General features: G+C 71.5%; 17 protein-coding genes. 13 read left to right on the forward strand and 4 right to left on the reverse strand.

Annotation, left to right across the window (positions count from 1 at the left end):
• Positions 1-155 precede the first annotated feature (155 nt).
• On the reverse strand, positions 156-1,322 hold the full coding sequence (locus ACFY1L_RS36830; protein ID WP_388834280.1) for a cytochrome P450: 1,167 nt from the start codon (positions 1,320-1,322) through the stop codon (positions 156-158).
• A gap of 87 nt (positions 1,323-1,409) precedes the next feature.
• Entirely contained in the window at positions 1,410-2,228 is an 819-nt protein-coding gene (locus ACFY1L_RS36835) for an IclR family transcriptional regulator (protein WP_388834283.1), read from the reverse strand.
• A gap of 171 nt (positions 2,229-2,399) precedes the next feature.
• Between ACFY1L_RS36835 and ACFY1L_RS36840 the strand changes: the two genes are divergently transcribed.
• The 12 genes from ACFY1L_RS36840 (at position 2,400) to ACFY1L_RS36895 (ending at position 15,663) form a co-directional block, all read left to right on the forward strand.
• The gene (locus tag ACFY1L_RS36840; RefSeq protein WP_388834286.1) at positions 2,400-5,336 is read left to right on the forward strand and encodes a BTAD domain-containing putative transcriptional regulator; all 2,937 of its coding nucleotides are present in this window, start codon (positions 2,400-2,402) and stop codon (positions 5,334-5,336) included.
• Positions 5,337-5,481: 145 nt separating this feature from the next.
• Entirely contained in the window at positions 5,482-6,744 is a 1,263-nt protein-coding gene (locus ACFY1L_RS36845; RefSeq protein ID WP_388834288.1) for an MFS transporter, read from the forward strand.
• 387 nt (positions 6,745-7,131) lie between these two features.
• On the forward strand, positions 7,132-8,787 hold the full coding sequence (locus ACFY1L_RS36850) for an FAD-dependent oxidoreductase (RefSeq protein WP_388834291.1): 1,656 nt from the start codon (positions 7,132-7,134) through the stop codon (positions 8,785-8,787).
• A gap of 176 nt (positions 8,788-8,963) precedes the next feature.
• The gene (locus ACFY1L_RS36855) at positions 8,964-9,437 is read left to right on the forward strand and encodes a hypothetical protein (protein ID WP_388834294.1); all 474 of its coding nucleotides are present in this window, start codon (positions 8,964-8,966) and stop codon (positions 9,435-9,437) included.
• Between the two features lie 117 nt (positions 9,438-9,554).
• Entirely contained in the window at positions 9,555-10,247 is a 693-nt protein-coding gene (locus tag ACFY1L_RS36860) for a class F sortase (RefSeq protein WP_388834297.1), read from the forward strand.
• Between the two features lie 124 nt (positions 10,248-10,371).
• A complete protein-coding gene (locus ACFY1L_RS36865; protein ID WP_388834300.1) occupies positions 10,372-11,514 on the forward strand; it encodes a SchA/CurD-like domain-containing protein in 1,143 nt (380 codons plus the stop codon).
• 73 nt (positions 11,515-11,587) lie between these two features.
• Positions 11,588-12,031 carry a cupin domain-containing protein gene (locus tag ACFY1L_RS36870; RefSeq protein WP_388834303.1) on the forward strand — a complete coding sequence of 148 codons (444 nt, stop codon included), beginning with the start codon at positions 11,588-11,590 and terminating at the stop codon, positions 12,029-12,031.
• Positions 12,028-13,296, forward strand: a complete 1,269-nt coding sequence (locus ACFY1L_RS36875) for a beta-ketoacyl-[acyl-carrier-protein] synthase family protein (protein WP_388834306.1) — start codon at positions 12,028-12,030, stop codon at positions 13,294-13,296. Before ACFY1L_RS36870 ends, ACFY1L_RS36875 begins: the two co-directional genes overlap by 4 nt.
• Positions 13,293-14,543 (forward strand): ketosynthase chain-length factor, encoded by a 1,251-nt coding sequence (locus ACFY1L_RS36880; RefSeq protein ID WP_388834308.1) that lies wholly within the window; start codon positions 13,293-13,295, stop codon positions 14,541-14,543. The genes ACFY1L_RS36875 and ACFY1L_RS36880 overlap by 4 nt, the downstream gene beginning before the upstream one ends.
• 31 nt (positions 14,544-14,574) lie before the next feature.
• Positions 14,575-14,829, forward strand: a complete 255-nt coding sequence (locus ACFY1L_RS36885) for an acyl carrier protein (protein ID WP_388834311.1) — start codon at positions 14,575-14,577, stop codon at positions 14,827-14,829.
• A gap of 1 nt (position 14,830) precedes the next feature.
• A complete protein-coding gene (locus tag ACFY1L_RS36890) occupies positions 14,831-15,310 on the forward strand; it encodes an SRPBCC family protein (RefSeq protein WP_361263129.1) in 480 nt (159 codons plus the stop codon).
• Positions 15,311-15,330: 20 nt separating this feature from the next.
• Positions 15,331-15,663 carry a TcmI family type II polyketide cyclase gene (locus ACFY1L_RS36895; RefSeq protein WP_388834314.1) on the forward strand — a complete coding sequence of 111 codons (333 nt, stop codon included), beginning with the start codon at positions 15,331-15,333 and terminating at the stop codon, positions 15,661-15,663.
• 76 nt (positions 15,664-15,739) lie between these two features.
• On the opposite strand, the gene ACFY1L_RS36900 is transcribed toward ACFY1L_RS36895, so the two are convergent.
• The gene (locus ACFY1L_RS36900; RefSeq protein WP_388834317.1) at positions 15,740-16,768 is read right to left on the reverse strand and encodes a methyltransferase; all 1,029 of its coding nucleotides are present in this window, start codon (positions 16,766-16,768) and stop codon (positions 15,740-15,742) included.
• A 72-nt stretch (positions 16,769-16,840) separates the two neighbouring features.
• The gene (locus tag ACFY1L_RS36905) at positions 16,841-17,902 is read right to left on the reverse strand and encodes a nitrous oxide reductase family maturation protein NosD (protein WP_388834320.1); all 1,062 of its coding nucleotides are present in this window, start codon (positions 17,900-17,902) and stop codon (positions 16,841-16,843) included.
• A 182-nt stretch (positions 17,903-18,084) separates the two neighbouring features.
• Here ACFY1L_RS36905 and ACFY1L_RS36910 point away from each other — a divergent pair, with 182 nt between their 5' ends.
• Positions 18,085-19,002, forward strand: coding sequence for an SGNH/GDSL hydrolase family protein (locus ACFY1L_RS36910; protein ID WP_388834323.1), 918 nt, complete (start codon positions 18,085-18,087; stop codon positions 19,000-19,002).
• Positions 19,003-19,069 lie beyond the last annotated feature (67 nt).

The raw sequence follows: 19,069 nt of genomic DNA on the forward strand, positions 1-19,069 counted from the left end.
CGAACGTTCCCCTCGTGCAGCGCGGGGAGCCGACCGACTGGCGCCTCCCCGCGCAGGGCCGGTCAGATGTGGTGGTACAGGTACCAGAAGTATTCGTACTGGCCCCGGATGTTGAGGACCGACTTCGCCTTGAGGTACAGCGCGCGCATGCTGGTTCACCTCCTTTCGGGACGGTCGTCGGGGAGGCTCAGCGTCGCGGTGAAACGCGGCGGAGCCAGCGCCGGGCCCACCTGGGGCCCGCCGCCGTCAGGGGTGACCGACACGCGCCAGTCACGGGACAGAAGACCGACGAGGTCCTCCAGCAGCCGTACGGTGACGGTCGCGCCCGCGCAGGTGTGCGGCCCGTGTCCGAACGGCAGGTAGGCAGCGTCGGGCACCCCCGTGGCCCAGCGCTGCGGGACGAACTCGTCGGGCCGCTCCCAGTGTTCGGGGTGCCGGTGCACCAGATAGCTGCACACCACGAGCCGGTCCTGCGGCGTCACCCGCGTCCCGCCCAGCTCCTGGACCCGGGTCGGTGTGCGGGCGAACAGCCACGCCACCGGCCACAGCCGCAGTGCCTCGCGCACGGTCCAGCTCGGCTCCGCCGCGGCCCGGTCCGGGTGCGTGCCCAGCAGGTGGACCGCCCAGCCCAGCGCGAACCCGATCGACCCGACCACGGCGAAGAGGAAGGACAGGTAGACCTCGACGAGATCCCGCGGATCGGCCGTCGGACCGCCGCCGGCGACGACGACGTCGACCAGGTCGCGCGGTTCGCCGACGCCGCCGAGCTGCCGCAACCGGCTCTGCCGGGAGCACACTTCGGTGTGCAGTGCCCGCAGCGCACGCCGGCGGAAGAGCAGCCGGGAGGGGGCGGGGTGACGCCGTCGCGCACCCGCCAGTACCGCACGGGCGACGATCGCCTCGACGGTCGTGTGCAGGTCGGCCGGCGCGTCCCCGTTCAGCAGGACATCGCGCAGATGCCGCAGGACGAGCAGGTTGCCCGCGTCCGGCCACTCACTGTGCGGTGCGAGTTGCTCGGCGACCAGACCGGGCAAGTCCTGCCGCCGGGCGTCGAGATGACGGCGCATCAGGTCCCGCGCGGCACGGCCGATGGCGACCTGCGCGGAACGCGGCCCGAAGACGCCGTGCCGGCCCTGGAAGAAGTCGGACGTCTCCGCGACGGCGGCGTGCCGGTTGCCCATCACCGCACGGGCCGCCTCGGGATCGGCCACGCACACCGCGCCCATGGCGGAGTGCCACACGTCGTGCACGCCGTCGAACTCCGCCCGCAGCAGGGCCAACGGGTCGCTGTGGTGTTCCTGCGAGGTCGGCGACGACTCCATGGCGCCCTCCGTAGGCGGTGTGCGGTTCATCGAGAGCCGCGCGACGTCGGCGACACGTGCTGCGCGATGGCGCTTCGGCCGACGGGCTCAGCCTGCTGAGGGGGCATCGCCCTGTCGCCCGATGTGCCGCTGAGCGGAACGGCCGAGCCCCGCCGTGACGGCCGACGCCGCGCGGCGAGCTGTGTCGGCGAGGCGTTCCAGGCGGTGGTCCGGGTCGGTCAGGACGCTCAGCGCCGCCACCGGAACGCCGTTCGCCGCATGAATGGGCACGGCGGCGCAGCACACCCCCTCCAGCACCTCCTCCCGGTCGTAGGCGGCCCCGCACTCCCGGATCCGCCCTGCCTCCTCCGGCCAGGTCCGGGGCAGCGGGCCGAGCGGCAGGTCGGGGCGGGCCGAGGCGGCCAGGACCTTGCCGGCCGCCGTGTACCACGGCCAGGTCTGCCGGTCGTCGGGCAAGGGGACTTCCGCGGCGGCCGTCCAGTCCAGGACCAGCGTCTGGCCCTGGTGCAGTACGGCGAGGGCGACCGTCATGCCGGTGACGGTCGCCAGCCGCTGCAGGGGCCGTAGGGCGGCCGAGCGCAGGCCCGGGTACGGCTGCCACCCGTGGCCCAGCCGGAACATGCCCGGGCCGATGCGGTAGCGGCCCGCACTGCGTTCGACGGCCCCCAGCTCCGCGAGTTGGTCGAGCAGCCGGTATGCGGTCGTCTTGGGCAGTCCGCAGGCGGAGGCCAGCCTGGTCACGCCGGCGTCCTCCTCTTGGCGCAGGGCGTTCAGCAGTGCGAAGGCGCCTTCCAGGACACTGCGTCCGGCCAGTGGTCCGTCCGGGCCGGGCAGAGGCGCCGTCGTGAGCGGTCCGGTCCATACGGGCGCCGGTTCCGTCGCGGTCGCCGTGTTCGATCGATGCACGTGTCAACCCCCGTGTTCCCCTGTGGTCGCGTGCCGCGCCGCCGTACCGGCGCGGGCGCCGCTCGCATCAGGGTGGGGGTCGTGGATGGGCCGAGATTTTGCCGAAAGGTTGTCGCCCTGCTCAGGGATGTGAGGAGACTGTGGAGGCAGCGTGAACGGGGGGTGGGGGCGATGCTGCGGCTGTGTCTGTCAGGACCGGTGGAAGTACTGGTGCGGGGAACGCCGGTGGACCTGGGGCCGCCCCAACGCCGGGCAGTGCTGGCCGCGTTGGCCGTGGATGCCGGCCGCCCCGTACCGATCGAGGTGCTCATCGACCGGATCTGGGGCGCCGATCCACCGACAGGCGCGCGCCGCGCCCTCTACGCACACATCGCCCGCCTCCGGCGGCTGGCGGAACGCCTGGACGACGTCGGCGAGGGGCGATTACCGGTGCTGCGCCGGTCCGGCGGGTACCAACTGGACCTCGACCCCGACCGGGTCGATCTGCACCGCTTCCATCGCCTGGTCGCGCTGGCCCGCGACAGCGCACAGCCCGCCCCGAGGCGTGCCGCGCTGCTGCGCGAGGCGCTCGAGCTGTGGCGCGGCGAGCCCTTCGCCGGGCTGCCCGGGACCTGGCCCGCCCGGATGCGCGAGACCTGGCGGCGCCAGCGGGTGGATGCCGCCGTACGACTGGCGGACCTGGAGATCCACAGCGGCGACCCGGCAGCCGTCGTAGGTGAGTTGACCGACCTGCTGGGCGAGTACCCCCTGACGGAGCCCCTGGCGGAAGCCCTCATGCGGGCCCTGCACGCGGCCGGCGACAGCGGTGAGGCGCTGCGCTGCTATGCGCAGACCAGGCGGCGCCTGGTGGAGGAGCTCGGCACGGAACCGGGGCGCCGGCTCTGGCAGTTGCACCAGGAGATCCTCCGGGAGCGGCCCCTCGGAGCCGCCCACGAACACGAGGTACCGCCTGCCACCGTCCCGCCCCCTTCGGGCGGCAGCGCACCCTACGCCGCACCCGCTCAACTCCCCCCAGGCGTACCGGGTTTCACCGGCCGTACCGACGAACTCGCCCGCCTGGACGCGTTGCTGGCGGACACCGGACGGCATCCGGCGGCGGTTGTGGTGTCGGCGCTGTCGGGCATGGGCGGCGTGGGCAAGACCGCCCTGGCGGTGCACTGGGCGCGCCGGATGCGCCCGGCGTTTCCCGACGGGCAGTTGTATGTGAACCTGCGCGGCTTCGACCCGGGCGGTGCGCCCCTCGCGCCGGAGCGGACCGTGCGCGGATTCCTCGACGCGCTGGGCGTTCCCGCCACCCGTGTGCCGGAGTCGCTCGACGCGCAGGTGGGCCTGTATCGCAGCCTGCTGTCCGGCCGCCGGGTCCTGGTGGTCCTCGACAACGCGTGTGACGCCGATCAGGTACGGCCGCTGCTGCCGGGCGCGCCGGGCTGTCTGGCCCTGGTGACAAGTCGTGGCCCGCTGACGGGACTCGCCGCCGCCCAGGGAGCGCACCTGCTCGCGCTCGACCTGCTCACCGCCGAGGAGTGCCGCGATCTGCTCGCCGCCCGCCTGGGTGCCGCGCGGGTGGCCGCCGAGGCCGCCGCGGTCGACGAGATCGTCGTACGCTGTGCCGGGTTGCCGCTCGCGCTCGCAGTCGTCGCCGCCCGCGCCGCCGCCCGTCCCCAGACGCCGCTGGCCGGTTTCGCGGAGGAACTGCGCACCGCCGAGCGGATCCTGGACCCGCTCGACACCGGTGACCCCGCCACCGCCGTACGGACGGTCTTCCACTGGTCGTATCGGACGCTCAGCCCGCAAGCGGCACGTCTGTTCCGGTTCCTGGGCCTGCATCCCGGTCCCGACGCCGACCTGACGGCCCTCGCCGCACTTGCCGGCACGGAGGCGGACCAGGTGCGAGCACCCGTGGGCGAACTGACCGCGGCTCATCTGCTGATCGAGCACGCACCCCGGCGCTACACCCTCCACGACCTGCTGCGCGCCTACGCCGTGGAACTGGTCGCCGACCACGACGACGAACCCACGGTGCGGGCCGCGACCCGGCGCGTTCTCGACCACTACCTGCACACGGCGTACGCGGCCGACGCCCTGTTGACCCGACGGCGCCACCCGATGGCTCTCGCCCCGGCCGAACCCGGCGCCCTGCCCCGCCAACCGGCCGACTGCGACGAGGCGTTGGCATGGCTGATCGACGAACAGGCCGTCCTGCTCTCCGCAGTGGAGCGTCCGCTGCCCGGCTTCGACGGCTACACCTGGCAGTTCGCCGCGACCCTGACGACGTTTCTGGAACGCCAGGGCAACTGGCAGGCCCTGACCGATGTCCACACCGTGGCCCTGCAGGCCGCATCGGACCACGAGGACCTGGCCGGACAGGCGGCCGCCCACCGCGGCCTGGGGCTGGCCCGCTTCCAGCTGCGGGATCCGCAGGGGGCCCGGCACCACTTCACCCGTGCTCTCGCCCTCTTCCGGCGGCTGGACAACCACGCCGGGCAGGCCCGTACATGCCAGAACCTGGCCAAGATGGCCTGGGCGCACGGAGCGCCCCGTGAGGCGCTGCACCACTCGCGCCGCTCGCTGGAGCACTTCCGGCTCGCACACGATCGCGGCGGTCAGGCGGTCGCCCTCAACGACATGGGCTGGTACCTCGCCGAACTCGGCGACCTGCGACAGGCGTTGGCGTACTGCCGGCAGGCGCTGCCGCTCGTCCAGGCGACGGGCGACCTGAGCGGCCAGGCGCACACCTGGGACAGCCTCGGGTACATCCACCGGCACCTGGGCCGCCACGCCATGGCCGTGGAGTGCTACGACCGGGCCCTCGCCCTCTTCCGCAAGACGGGCGACCGCCGCAGCGAGGCCATCGGCCTCACCTACCTCGGCGACACCCACGAGTCGGCGGGCGCGCCCGGCCCTGCGCTCGCCGCCTGGAGCCACGCCCTGGAGCTGTTCGACGAACTCGGCCTCCCCGAGGCGGACGCGCTGCGCACCAAACTCCGTTCGGCCGGTCCTTCAGCCTCTGCGGACGATCTCCAGGGTCGGGGACAACAGCTCCGCTCCGACGACCCTCGCCGCAGTGGCCAGCCGAAGAGTGTGGAGAGAGCGCACATGTCGCAGTGAACCAAGCACAGCGCAGCGAAATGCAAGGAGAGCGATCGACCTGAGACCGGTTTTTGGCAAAAGTGGTCCGCGCTTTGCCGCCCCTTGCGTTGTCCCCTTCACCACGCGCACCTAGCCTCACCTGCGGAACCGTGGGAGGGCTGGAATGCTGAACAGCGTCCGAGAGCAGGCAACGGGACTCACCAAGGACCAGCGCAATGCTTTCGTCGCCGCCTACTTGGGCTGGGCGATGGACGCCTTCGACTACTTCCTGGTCGTACTCGTCTACAGCGAGATCGCCGACGACTTCCATGTCTCCCTCACCGACATGGCCTTCCTCACCACCGCCACGCTGATGATGCGGCCGGTCGGCGCCCTGCTGTTCGGCATGTGGGCGGACCGCCGGGGCCGCCGGCTGCCGCTCATGGTTGACGTCGTCTTCTACTCGATCGTCGGCTTCGCCTGCGCCTTCGCGCCGAACTACACCGTGCTGCTCGTGCTGCGTCTGCTGTACGGCATCGGCATGGGCGGCGAGTGGGGGCTGGGCGCGGCGCTGGCCATGGAGAAGATCCCGGCCGAGCGGCGTGGTTTCTGGTCGGGGCTGCTGCAGAGCGGGTACTCGCTGGGCTATCTGCTCGCCGCCGTGGCGTTCTTCGGCATCGAGCCCGCCTTCGGCTGGCGTGGGCTGTTCGCCTTCAGCCTGGTGCCCGCCCTGGTCGCGCTGTGGGTGCGGACCCGGGTGGAGGAGAGCGAGGTGTGGGAGAAGAGCGTCCGGCTCAACCGCACCCCCGCGTACCAGGTGTTCAAGAACCCGGCGGTGCTGAAGCGCTTCGTGTACCTGGTGGCGCTGATGACCGCCTTCAACTGGATGTCGCACGGCACCCAGGACGTCTACCCGACCTTCGTCAAGAAGGGCCTGGGCCTGTCCCCGGACACCGCCATCGCCATCGCCGTGGTCTACAACATCGGCGCCATCATCGGAGGCGCGCTGCTCGGCGCCTTCTCCGAGAAACTGGGCCGCCGCCGCACGATCATGATCGCGGCTGCCGGGGGCCTGGTCGTGGTGCCCTTCTTCGTGCTGTCCAGCATGGTCGGCTGGCTGATGCTCTCCTCCTTCCTGATGCAGATGTGCGTCCAGGGAGCCTGGGGCGTCATCCCGGCACACCTGACCGAGATGAGCCCGGACGCCATCCGCGGCTTCTACCCGGGCGTCACCTACCAGCTCGGCAACCTCATCGCCGCCCTCAACCTGCCGATCCAGGAGGCCATCGCCGAACGGCACGGCTACCCGTCGGCGATGGCATGGACGGTGATCCCCGCCCTGGCCGCGGTGATCGTGCTGAGCGCCGTCGGCAAGGAGGCCAAGGGCATCCGGTTCGGGGCTACGAGCACGCAGGCGCCGAGCACGGCGGCGGCCGACACGGTGTAGCGCCACACGGCGTGACGGGGGTGTCGCGCCGTTCGCACAGAGCGTGATCACTTGGACGGTCGACGTGATGCGCCGGCGGCCGCTGGGCAACCACGTCGTCCGCGACGGCAGTACGACCGTCCTGATCATCCCCGGCCGGCGGTTCCCGGAGTACCTCGCCGTGACGAGCGGCTGGCGGCCATCGAAGAACAGGCCCGCATCGTCATCGACGACGCACCGCCCGCCGACCGGCCGAACCCCTGACTCATCTCCCGTCGCCCCCCTCCGACCTGCCCACCGGGTGACAGCCGGGTGAAGCCTGAGCCGGTGTCGGCTTCCCGGGGCATGCATGAGGATCCCGGCCGGATCCGGCCGGTCGGCGGACAAGACGCGCTGGAGGCGAGAGTGATGAACGAACGAGTCGATCAGACCGACCACCACACCCTCAGGGTCCCGGTTCTCATCGTCGGCGGCTCCCTGGTCGGCCTGTCGACCTCGTTGTTCCTGGGGCGGCTGGGGGTGCGGCACCTGCTGGTGGAGCGGCACTCCGGCACCTCCATCCACCCCCGCGGCCGCGGCAACAACGTCCGCACGATGGAGCTCTTCCGGGTGGCGGGCGTCGAGCCGGCGATCCATGAGGCCGCTGCCACCCTGGCCGACAACCACGGCATCCTGCAGACACCCACCCTGGTCGGCGACGCGGGCGAGTGGCTGTTCCGGGAGATCGACCCGGGCGGCGGACTGGCCCGCTTCAGCCCCAGCGCCTGGTGTCTGTGCAGCCAGAACGACCTGGAACCGGTCCTGCTCGACCGCGCCCGCGCCCTCGGCGGCGACCTGCGCTTCTCCACCGAGATGATGTCGTTCGAGAGCGACACCACCGGCGTGACCGCAGTGGTCAAGAGCCGTGAGACGGGTGAGCACTCCACCATCCGCGCCGACTACCTCGTCGCCGCCGACGGCCCCCGCAGCCCCGTCCGCGAACAGCTCGGCATCGGCCAGAGCGGCCCCGGCGACCTGTTCCACAACGTCAGCGTCACCTTCCGCTCCCGCCGCCTCGCCGACGTCGTGGGCGACCGCCGCTTCATCGTCTGCTACCTGACCGACCCGGAGGCCGACGGCGCCCTGCTGCCGGTGGACAACCGCGAGAACTGGGTCTTCCACGCCCCCTGGCACCCCGAACACGGCGAAACGCTGGAGGAGTTCACCGACGAGCGGTGCGCCGAGCACATCCGCCGCGCGGTCGGAGTCGCGGACCTCGACGTCGAGATCACCGGCCGCGCCCCCTGGCACGCCGCCCAGCGCGTCGCCCGCGGCTACCGCTCCGGACGCGTCTTCCTGGCCGGCGACTCGGCCCACGAGATGTCCCCCACCGGGGCCTTCGGCTCCAACACCGGCATCCAGGACGCCCACAACCTCGCCTGGAAGCTGGCGGCGGTCCTCGGCGGCTGGGCGGGCGAGGGACTGCTGGAGTCCTACGACGCCGAGCGCCGCCCGGTGGCGGAAGCGACCAGCGCCCGGGCCGCCGTCCGCTCGGCCGAGCACAGCCACCCCGGATTCACCCCGCCGCCCGGCGCCGGCGGCGGCCGCCAGCGCGGCATCCTCAACGTGGCGCTCGGCTATCGCTACCCGCTGGGCGCCGTCCTCGGCACCGACCCCACGGCCCCCGTCGTCCCGGAGAACCTCGACCTGACCGGCGAGCCCGGCAGCCGGGCGCCCCATATGTGGGTACGGCACGGCGACGCGCGGATCTCCACTCTCGACCTCTACGAGCGCTCCCTGGTCCTGCTCAGCGACGCCGGTGACCCGAACGGATGGCACGAGGCCGCCACCCGCCTCGCCGCAGAACTGTCGGTCCCCATCACGTCGTACCGCATGGGCATCGGTCCCTACGCCGAGCTGGTTCCGGACGGCGATGCGGACTGGGCCGAACGCCACGGCACGGCACCCGGAGGTGCCGTCCTCGTCCGGCCGGACGGGTTCGTCGCATGGCGGTCGCCCGGTCCTGACCCGGATGCCGAATCGGCGCTGCGCCACGCCCTGAAGAAGGTCCTGACACTGCCCTGACCCGGGGTCAGCGGCCCCGGCCGAGGCCACCGTCATGTCACCCGGGTGATCCTTCCAAGTGGTGGCGCGTCGGTCCTTGACTGACGGTGGTTCACGTCGGGGCCCGGTCAATTCAGCTGACGAAGCGCCAGCTGCCGGGCCGTGACGGGAAAGGCCATCAGATGCGCTCTGCTCGCATGATCCTGGCTACAGCGGCGGCTTCGGCCGTCCTCGCCATCGGCGCACCCGGCGCGTACGCGGCCGGGGGTGACTGGGACCAAGACGACTCTTCGTACGGCCAAGAGCACGGCGACGAGCACGGCAAGGAACACGGCAAGGAGCACGGCAAGGAGCACGACAACGACTCGGGGCACGGCAAGCCGCACGGCGGGGTGCACACCGGTGGTGGTGCGCTGACCGCGGTGAACGACGGCGACTGGGGCTCCGGCGGGGACCGCAAGCAGGACCCGGACTACTGGAAGGACCGGGACGGCGACCACGAGGAGAACTCCTGGGGCGACCACGACAAGCCCAAGGGCGGTATGCACACCGGAGGCGGAGGGCTCGCCGCGACGTCGGGAGTGACCGCGGGCGGGCTGGCCGTGCTGGCGGTCGCCGCGACCGGACTGTACGCCTCGCGTCGCAAGAGGCCGGCCGGAAGCGCGGCCTGACCCATGCCGGATGCGATAGCGAGGCCGCGGCCGTCACCCTGCCCCGAGTGGCGGCCGCGGCCCGTTCCCCGCCCACCCCCTCCGCCGTGCTGCCGTGCCTGAGCGAGGTGTTCTCCGATGGCAGTTCCCCCTCCTTCACCCACCGACGGCGACCCCGCGACCGCCGGATCGGGATCGTCCCGCTCAGGGGCGATGATGATGTGCGCCGCGGCCCTGATGATCGTGGCCGCCACCCTGGTCGGCGGCCACGACTCGTCGACCGACACGGCCGGCCGGCCCTCTGCCGCACAGGCCCCCCCGTCGGCCCCGTCGGCCGCCGCATCGGCCCCGTCCGCCGGGCAGCCGGCCCACAAGTACCTGCCCCGCTCGAGGCCCGTACGCCTGCGCATCCCGAAGATCTGGGTCGACGCGCCCTTCACCGACCTGTACATCGGCTCCACCGGCCAGTTGGAGCCGCCGCCCGCCGCCGACACCAACCTCGTCGGCTGGTACGCCAAGGGCGCCTCCCCCGGGGAGGCGGGCACCTCGGTCATCGCCGGGCACGTCGACACGAAGACCTCCGCCGCCGTCTTCGCGAACCTCTCCGAGCTCGAGAAGGGGGACGTCTTCTACGTCCTGCGGGCCGACGGACGCAAGGCGACCTTCCGCATCGACAGCGTGGAGACCTTCGACAAGCAGCACTTTCCCAACGCCCGCGTGTACGACGACACCCCCCAGGCCCAGGTGCGGCTCATCACCTGTGCGGGGGACTACGACCGGTCGGTCAAGGACTACACGGACAACCTGGTGGTCTTCGCCCATCTCGTCTGAGGGGTCACCCGCGTAGTTCATACGAGTCGCGCGGTTGCTGGGACGGGCACACGATCGAGGAACGCCGTGGTCGCCTCACCGCGGCCGGCGTTCATCTCCGTCCCGAGAAGGAGTTGTGCACAGGATGACCACCACGTCCGAGCGTGTTTCCGGTTCGCCGAAGCGGCAGGTGTCGCCACGTGTCTCCCAGTCCGTGTTCGACGGCTCCCGGCTGAGGGTCGTCCTGCTGGTGGACGTCTACGACGGGGCCCAGCAGCAGTTCCTGGAGGCCTACGAGCACCTGTGCAACCAGGTCGCGTCCGTCCCCGGGCACGTCAGCGACCAGCTGTGCCAGTCCATCGAGAACCCCTCCCAGTGGCTGATCACCAGCGAGTGGGAGAGCGCCCCGCCGTTTCTCGCCTGGGTCAACAGCGAGGAGCACGTGCGGATGGTGGAGCCGCTGCACAGCTGTGTCCGCGACACCCGGTCCCTGCGCTTCCACATCGTCCGCGAGACCGGCGGCCCGGCGGTCGACGCCGACCCCACGGAGCGCCGGCTCCAGACGTCGCCCAGGATCGGCGACGGCATGATCCGGCACGCCCTCACCTTCACCGTCAAGCCGGGCAGCGAGGAGATGGTCGCCAAGATCCTCGCCGACTACGCCTCGCCCGAGCCGAAGGTCGACGACTCCACCCGGCTGTGCCGCACCTCGCTGTTCATGCACGGCAACCGGGTCGTACGCGCCATCGAGGTGCGCGGCGACCTGCTCGCCGCGCTGCGCCACGTCGCCCGGCAGCCCGAGGTACGGGCCGTCGAGGAGGCCATCAACCCCTACCTCGAGCAGGACCGGGACCTCAACGACCCCGAATCCGCCCGGGTGTTCTTCACGCGCGCCGCACTGCCCGCCGTACACCACGTCACGGCCGAGCAGCAGGAGCCGTCGGCGGAGCGGCACGCGCTGTCCTACCCGGCCCGGCCCGGCTGCGGCATGCGGCTGGCCGAGCTGCTGGCCCGTCAGGACGAGGCGGCGGCCGACGACCCGCGCAGCCCGGTGCTGCGCAGCACGATCTTCCAGCGCGACGACGTCGTCGTACGGCTGATCGACGTGCGCGGTGGCCTGGATGCCGCCGACCCCGCGCTGGCCCTCGGCCTGTCGGACCCGCGGCAGGCGGCCGAACTGACGACTTTCGCCGCGGACGCGTCCGCGCCGAAGGGCGGTGAACTCGCGCGCTGGCTCGAACTCGCGCGCATGGAGCTCGTCACCGACCGCCGGTCGCCCGACGCCTGATCCGCCATCACGTGGGTCGGGGCCCAGCCCACGCCCCCGCCACGTCGGTCCAGCACACCATCGGAGGAACGTCGTGATCACATCCCGTCCCAGAATCGTGGATCTCAGCGAGGTCGAGCCCAACCGCCGCCGCGGCGGCGACCTGCGCGCCATGCTCACGCCGACCACGGTCGGCTCCACCAGCGGTTTCATGGGCGTGGCCCTGATCCGGCCCGGCGAGCGCATCGGCGAGCACTACCACCCGTACTCCGAGGAGTTCGTGTACGTCGTGTGCGGGCAGCTGGAGGTGGACCTGGACGGCGAGCCCCATCCGCTGCGGCCCGAGCAGGGCCTGATGATCCCGATCAACATGCGGCACCGCTTCCGCAACGTGGGCAATGTCGAGGCCCGCATGGTCTTCCACCTCGGTCCGCTCGCCCCGAGCCCGCCGCTCGGCCATGTCGACACCGAGGAGACCGAAGCAGAGGCCGTGGGGGTCGGGGCCGAGGCGGCCGAGCGACGTCAGGTGCGTTCATGAACAGACGGGTGGCGGTCACCGGTATAGGCGTCGTAGCCCCCGGCGGGATCGGTGTCCCGGCGTTCTGGGATCTTCTGGCGGCCGGGCGCACGGCGACGCGGGCCATCACGTTCTTCGACCCGGCCGGCCTGCGCTCGCGGATCGCCGCCGAGTGCGACTTCGACCCGGCGGCCCACGGGCTGGACGCGCGGGACGTCGAACGGTGCGACCGCTACATCCAGTTCGCCCTGGTCGCCGGGGAGGAGGCGGTACGGGACTCCGGTCTCGACCTGCCCGCCGAGAACCCCTGGCGGATCGGCGTCTCGCTCGGCACCGCCGTCGGCGGCACCACCCGACTGGAGCACGACTACGTGCTGGTCAGCCACGGCGGGCAGCGCTGGGACGTGGACCACCGGGAGGCGGCCCCGCAGCTGCACCGCGCGTTCTCGCCCAGCACGCTGGCCTCGACGGTGGCGGAGCGGTTCGGGGCGCGCGGGCCGGTGCAGACCGTCTCCACGGGCTGCACCTCGGGACTCGACGCGGTCGGGTACGCCTTCCACACCGTCGAGGAGGGCCGCGCCGACATATGCATAGCCGGCGCGTCGGACTCGCCGATCTCACCGATCACCATGGCGTGCTTCGACGCGATCAAGGCCACCTCCGCGAACAACGACGACCCCGCGCACGCCTCGCGCCCCTTCGACGCCGACCGGGACGGGTTCGTCATGGGCGAGGGCGGTGCCGTACTCGTCCTGGAGGAACTCGACCACGCCCTGGCCCGCGGAGCGCATGTGTACTGCGAGATCGGCGGCTACGCCACCTTCGGCAACGCCTACCACATGACCGGCCTGACCAGTGAGGGCCTGGAGATGGCACGGGCCATCGAGGAGGCACTCGAGCACGCCCGGCTCGACGCCACGGCGATCGACTACGTCAACGCGCACGGGTCGGGCACCAAGCAGAACGACCGCCACGAGACCGCCGCGGTCAAACGCGTCCTGGGTGGGCACGCCTACGCCACCCCCATGAGCTCCATCAAGTCCATGGTGGGCCACTCCCTCGGCGCGATCGGTGCGATCGAACTCGTCGCCTGCGTACTGGCGCTCGCGAACCAGGTCGTACCGCCGACGGCGAACTACGAGACGCCCGACCCCGAGTGCGACCTGGACTACGTCCCGCGCGTGGCCCGCGAGCGCAAGCTGGCCGGCGTGCTCTCGGTGGGCAGCGGCTTCGGCGGCTTCCAGTCCGCGGTGGTCATGAACCGGCTCAGGGAGAGGACACGATGAGCGAACCCCAGGCACGGCGCGCGGCCGTCACGGGAATCGGCGTGGTCGCGCCCAACGGAGCCAGCACCGACACCTTCTGGAAGGCCACCAAGGAGGGCATCTGCGTCCTGGACCGGATCACCCGCGAGGGCTGTGAACATCTGCCGCTGCGGGTGGCCGGCGAGGTCCGCGACTTCGATCCGGCGGCCGCCATCGAGGAGCGCTTCCTCGTCCAGACCGACCGGTTCACGCACTTCGCCATGGCCGCGGCCGACCTCGCTCTCGACGACGCCCGCCTCGGCCGGCCCGCCACCGACGAGGCGCCGTTCGAGGTGGGCGTGGTCACCGCGGCCGGTTCCGGCGGCGGTGAGTTCGGTCAGCGGGAACTGCAGCAGTTGTGGGGCAAGGGCAGCCGCTTCGTCGGCCCGTACCAGTCCATCGCCTGGTTCTACGCCGCGAGCACCGGCCAGATCTCCATCCGCCGCGGCTTCAAGGGACCCTGCTCGGTCGTCGCCGCCGACGAGGCCGGCGGCCTGGACGCCCTCGGGCACGCGGCGCGGGCCGTGCGGCGCGGCACCGAGGTGATCGTGGCCGGGGCCACCGAGGCGCCCATCGCGCCGTACTCGGTGGTCTGCCAGCTCGGCTACGAGGAGCTCAGCACTGTCGACGACCCGGCCCGCGCCTACCGCCCGTTCACCGCCGCGGCCTGCGGTTTCGTGCCCGCCGAGGGCGGTGCCATGGTCGTGGTGGAGGAGGAGGCCGCGGCCCGCTCGCGCGGCGCCCAGGTACGGGCCTACCTCGCCGGACACGCGGCGACCTTCACCGGCGCCTCCTGCTGGGAGGAGTCCCGCGAAGGGCTCGCTCACGCGATCCGGGGCGCCCTGGACGAGGCCGGCTGCGCCCCCGAGGAGATCGACGTGGTCTTCGCCGACGCCCTCGGTGTACCGGCGGCCGACCGCGCCGAGGCGCTGGCCATCGCCGACGCCCTCGGCGCGCACGGCACCCGTGTGCCCGTCACGGCGCCGAAGACCGGGATCGGCCGGGGCTACTGCGCGGCGCCCCTGACGGACGTTGCGGCGGCGGTGCTCGCCATGGAGCACGGCCTGATACCGCCCACCCCCAACGTCTTCGACATCTGCCATGACCTCGCCCTGGTGACCGGCCGGGCTCGCACCGCCCAGGTGCGCACGGCACTGGTCCTGAGCCGCGGGCTCATGGGGTCGAACTCGGCGCTGGTGCTGCGGCACGGCGCCGACGACGCCTCGTAGCGAGGCGCCTCGAAAGTAGAGGAGAGGACCGATGACTGACCGCATAACCGTGGAGGAGCTGGCCGAGCTCATGAAGAAGTCGGCCGGTGTCACCGTCGCCGCGGACGAACTCCGCCTGAACAATCCGGGGTTCGCCACCCTCGGCGTCGACTCCCTCGGCCTGCTCGGCATCGTGGGCGAGCTGGAGAACCGGTACGGCACGGCGATGCCTCCCGAGGCGGAGCGCTCCAAGACGCCCCGGCAGTTCCTCGACCTCGTCAACAGTGCCCTTATGACAGGAGCGTGAGATGACCGGACACACGCAGAACGAGATCACCATCGAGGCACCGCTGGACCTGGTCTGGGAGATGACCAACGACCTGGAGAACTGGCCGTATCTGTTCAGCGAGTACGCCTCCGTCGAAGTGCTGGAGCAGGAGGGGAAGCGGACCACCTTCCGGCTGACCATGCACCCGGACGAGAACGGCACCGTGTGGAGCTGGGTCTCCCAGCGCGAGCCGGACCCCGAGACGCTCACCGTCAAGGCCCGCCGGGTCGAGACCGGGCCCTTCGACCACATGACCATCCTCTGGCAGTACCAGGAGGTGCCAGGCGGCACCCGGATGGTCTGGACGCAGGACTTCGCGATGAAGCCGGAGGCCCCGGTCGACGACGCCTGGATGACCGACAACATCAACCGGAACTCCAAGGTCCAGATGGCGCTGATCCGCGACCGCATCGAGAAGGCCGCCGCCGAACAAGGGCTCGCGCCCGGCCTGACCGACTGAGCCGACGGAGGACGCTCCCCATGCACCAGGCTCTGATCGTCGCCCGTATGGCCCCGGGATCGGCTCCCGACATCGCCAAGGTGTTCGCGGAGTCCGACCGGGGAGAGCTGCCGCACCTCGTCGGGGTGGTCCGGCGCAGCCTCTTCCAGTTCGGCGACGTGTACATGCACCTGATCGAGTCCGAGCGCGAGCCCGGGCCCGCCATCGCCAAGGTCACGGGACATCCCGAGTTCCGGGACGTCAGCGAGCGGCTTGCCGCGTACGTCAGCGCCTACGACCCCGAGACCTGGCGTTCCCCCAAGGACGCCATGGCGCAGCGCTTCTACCTCTGGGAGCGCGACCCGGCCGGCTGACGCCGCCCGAAAACCCACCGGCCGCCGGGCCCCGCGAAGCTCCCGGCGGCCGGTGTCCTGTGCGGACACGGTTCGATCAGGCGGGCACGTGACAGTCGAACGCGTGCAGATAGGGGTTGACCGGGCGGATGTCGTCGATGACCAGGCCCGCGTCGGTCAGCCGGCCGACCATGCTCTCGGTGGTGTGCTTGGCCCCGCCGACGTTCAGGAGCAGCAGCAGGTCCATCCCGGTGCTGAACCGCATCGAGGGCGTGTCGTCGACGAGGTTCTCGATGACCACCACCCGGGTGCCGGGGCCGCCCGCCTCGCGGACGTTGCGCAGCAACCGGGCCGTGCTCTCGTCGTCCCACTCCAGGATGTTCTTGATGACGTAGACGTCCGCCTGCACCGGGACGGCCACCCGGACGTCGCCGGGCACGATGCGTGTACGGTCCGCGAGGTCGCCGCCCGGGCGCAGCCGCGGCAGCGCGTTCTCCACCACCCGGGGCAGGTCGAGCAGGGCGCCGTGCATCGAGGGGTACTTGTCCAGCAGGCTCGCCACCACGTGCCCCTGGCCGCCGCCGAGGTCGGCGACCGACGAACTCCCCGACAGATCGAGGAACTCGGCGACGTCCCGCGCCGACTGCACGCTGGAGGTCGTCATCGCCCGGTTGAAGACGTCGGCCGACTCCGGAGCGTCCTCGTTGAGATACGGGAAGAACTCCTTGCCGTACAGGTCCTCGATGACGTTGCGGCCGGAGCGCACTGCCTCGTCCAGTTTCGGCCAGGCGTCCCAGGTCCACGGCTCGGTGCACCACAGCGAGATGGCGCGCAGGCTGTTGGGGTCGTCCTCGCGCAGCAGCCGGGAGACGTCGGTGTGCGCGAACGTCCCGTCGGGCTGCTCGGCGAAGACGCCGTAGCAGGACAGGGCGCGCAACAGCCGTCGTAGTGGCCGGGGTTCGGCCTTCACCGCGGCCGCGAGGTCCTCCACGGTCATGGGGCTGTCGCCGAGGGCGTCGGGGACTCCCAGCCGGGCGGCCGCGCGGAGGGCGGCGGCACATGCCGCCGCGAACGCGAGCTCCCTCAGCCGCATGGACGGCGGTGGGGCGGTCTGTGCGGTCGTCATGTGCCGCTTCCTTCCTTCTTGTTTCCTCAGTCGGCAACGGCCGACGGTCGTCAGATGGCTGTGGCCGACGGGTCAGCACAGTCCCGTGGGCTGGGACGCCCGGCAGGTGTTGCCCAGGAAGGTGTTGTCCTTGCCGAGGTCCGAGTTGACCAGGTCCGCGGGGGAGTTGCCCTCGACGACGTTGTCGCTGATGCGGTTGCGGTCGCTGGTGACGCCGACGAAGCTCTTGAACAGCACGATGCCGCCGGACAGCGGGGACTTGCCGACGTTGCCCCGGACCACGTTACCCGTCACCAGGGTGTCGTCGACGCCGGTCAGGACGATGCCGGAGCCCTCGAGCGCATCCAGCCGCGGAGTCTTCGGACACGACTTGTTGTTGTGCGCGATGTAGTTGTCGCGCACGGTCACGGCGCCGGCCTTCGGCTTGTTCTCGTCGCCGACGACGAAGACCGCCGCGCAGTTGCCCGTGAGGTGGTTGCGCCCGACGACCAGGTTCCGCAGCCGCCGTACGGTGACGCCGATCCGGTTGCCCTCCAGCCGGTTGCGCTCGATCACCGTGCCCTCGGTGTCCGTGGCACCCTGCTCCTCCTGGATCGTGTTGGCGAGGAACAGACCCGCATCGCCGTTGTCCCGGGCGAAGTTGTCCAGGAACCGTCCGCGGACCGAGCGCTCCTGGGCGATGCCCCACACGCCGTTCTTCACCGCGGTCACGTTCTGCACGGTCAGCCCGTCGGTCGCCATGGAGAACACGCCGGTCCTGGCGAAGCCGGTGACGGTCACGGAGGTGACGGTGACGCCCTCGACGTTGCGGTCCTTGGTGCCCACGACGCAGATGCCGTTGCCGCCCTCGGCGCACTTGTTGGCGTCCTTCTTCGTGCCGGGCTCGATCACGGTGGCGCGCCCCATGCCCCGCAGGGTCAGCCCGGGCGTGCTGATCTTGACGCTCTGGTGGAAGGTGCCGGGGGCCAGGAGAACGGTGTCCCCGGGTTTGGCGGCGTCCACCGCCTTCTGGATCGACTCGTCCGGCCACACCACATGGACCCCACGGTGGGCAACCGGTGGAGCGGCGGCGCCAAGCCCCGTTGCGGCCACCGTTGCGGTGCACATCAGATACGCGATGCGGTATTTCGTCATATTCCGAACGCTATGACCCGATGTGCCGTTTAGCGGCCAGATGGGCCATCCGGTGGCGTGTCAGACGCTTCCTGACTATGGCCCCGGACACATACCAAACGGTATACAGGCCCAGTCGCGTGTCATGCCCGCGCCTTTGTGCCGGGTCCGCGCGACGTCCGAGTCTCAGGGGGAGGAACGCGATGACGGACGACACGCACGCGGACAGACCGGCGAGACGCCGACGGCGGACGGCCGTGGTGGGGGCGGCGCTCGGCAGCTGTGCTCTGCTCGCCGCCTCGACGACGGCCGCCGCGGCGGACGACGGCAGGCACGGCCGGGACACGGACTACGTGGCACTCGGGGACTCGTACACGGCCGGTCCCCTCATCCCGAAGCAGGTGGACGCCAACTGCGCCCGCTCCGACCACAATTACCCCTCGATCGTCGCGGCGGAGCGAGAGGTGACCGCGTTCAAGGACGTCAGCTGCAGCGGAGCGACGACCGAGAACATGTGGAAACCGCAGGGCACCAACGGCCCCCAACTTGACGCCCTGGGGCGGGACACCGACCTGGTGACGGTCCAGATCGGCGGCAACGACGTCGGTTTCGGCTCCATCATCAGTACGTGCGCCCGCCTCAGCGCCCAGGATCCGACGGGCAATCCGTGCCAGCGCTACTACGGCGCCTCCGGGATCGACCAGTTGACGGTGAACATCGCGCAGACCGCGCCGAAGATCGACCGTGTGCTGCGCGCCGTGCACGCCAAGGCGCCGCACGCCCGGGTCCTCGTCGTCGGCTACCCGGACCTGCTGCCCGACAACGGCAGCGGCTGCTACCCCTCGGTGCCGTTCGCCTCCGGGGACTTCCCGTATCTGCGGGACACCGGCAAGCGGCTGAACCTGATGCTGCGTCTGGTGGCCGGGTGGAACCGTGCGGAGTACGTCGACACCTACGGCCCGACGCGCGGCCACGACATGTGCAAGCCGCCCGCGGACCGCTGGATCGAGCCGCTGCAGCCGGCCTCCCCGGCGGCCCCCGCCCACCCGAACGCCAAGGGCGAGGAGGCCATGGCGCGCGCCGTGCTTGACCGCCTGGCCAAGGGGCGCGGACACGGCTGAGCGGCGGGGCGCCGAGCGGTAACACGCCGTACGGGTGTGACGTGCGCTACGGGGCCGAATGAAAGGT

It is taken from the genome of Streptomyces sp. NPDC001663 (genome assembly GCF_042893105.1).
GTDB lineage: Bacteria > Actinomycetota > Actinomycetes > Streptomycetales > Streptomycetaceae > Streptomyces.

Bases quoted from the DNA above. Each gene is read 5' to 3' on its own strand.
- ACFY1L_RS36860 (WP_388834297.1), top strand. From the start codon at position 9,555: ATGGCAGTTCCCCCTCCTTCACCCACCGACGGCGACCCCGCGACCGCC.
- ACFY1L_RS36880 (WP_388834308.1), top strand. From the start codon at position 13,293: ATGAGCGAACCCCAGGCACGGCGCGCGGCCGTCACGGGAATCGGCGTG.
- ACFY1L_RS36865 (WP_388834300.1), top strand. From the start codon at position 10,372: ATGACCACCACGTCCGAGCGTGTTTCCGGTTCGCCGAAGCGGCAGGTG.
- ACFY1L_RS36910 (WP_388834323.1), top strand. From the start codon at position 18,085: ATGACGGACGACACGCACGCGGACAGACCGGCGAGACGCCGACGGCGG.
- ACFY1L_RS36850 (WP_388834291.1), top strand. From the start codon at position 7,132: ATGAACGAACGAGTCGATCAGACCGACCACCACACCCTCAGGGTCCCG.
- ACFY1L_RS36885 (WP_388834311.1), top strand. From the start codon at position 14,575: ATGACTGACCGCATAACCGTGGAGGAGCTGGCCGAGCTCATGAAGAAG.
- ACFY1L_RS36895 (WP_388834314.1), top strand. From the start codon at position 15,331: ATGCACCAGGCTCTGATCGTCGCCCGTATGGCCCCGGGATCGGCTCCC.
- ACFY1L_RS36840 (WP_388834286.1), top strand. From the start codon at position 2,400: ATGCTGCGGCTGTGTCTGTCAGGACCGGTGGAAGTACTGGTGCGGGGA.
- ACFY1L_RS36890 (WP_361263129.1), top strand. From the start codon at position 14,831: ATGACCGGACACACGCAGAACGAGATCACCATCGAGGCACCGCTGGAC.
- ACFY1L_RS36900 (WP_388834317.1), bottom strand. From the start codon at position 16,768: ATGACGACCGCACAGACCGCCCCACCGCCGTCCATGCGGCTGAGGGAG.
- ACFY1L_RS36845 (WP_388834288.1), top strand. From the start codon at position 5,482: ATGCTGAACAGCGTCCGAGAGCAGGCAACGGGACTCACCAAGGACCAG.
- ACFY1L_RS36830 (WP_388834280.1), bottom strand. From the start codon at position 1,322: ATGGAGTCGTCGCCGACCTCGCAGGAACACCACAGCGACCCGTTGGCC.
- ACFY1L_RS36875 (WP_388834306.1), top strand. From the start codon at position 12,028: ATGAACAGACGGGTGGCGGTCACCGGTATAGGCGTCGTAGCCCCCGGC.
- ACFY1L_RS36855 (WP_388834294.1), top strand. From the start codon at position 8,964: ATGATCCTGGCTACAGCGGCGGCTTCGGCCGTCCTCGCCATCGGCGCA.
- ACFY1L_RS36905 (WP_388834320.1), bottom strand. From the start codon at position 17,902: ATGACGAAATACCGCATCGCGTATCTGATGTGCACCGCAACGGTGGCC.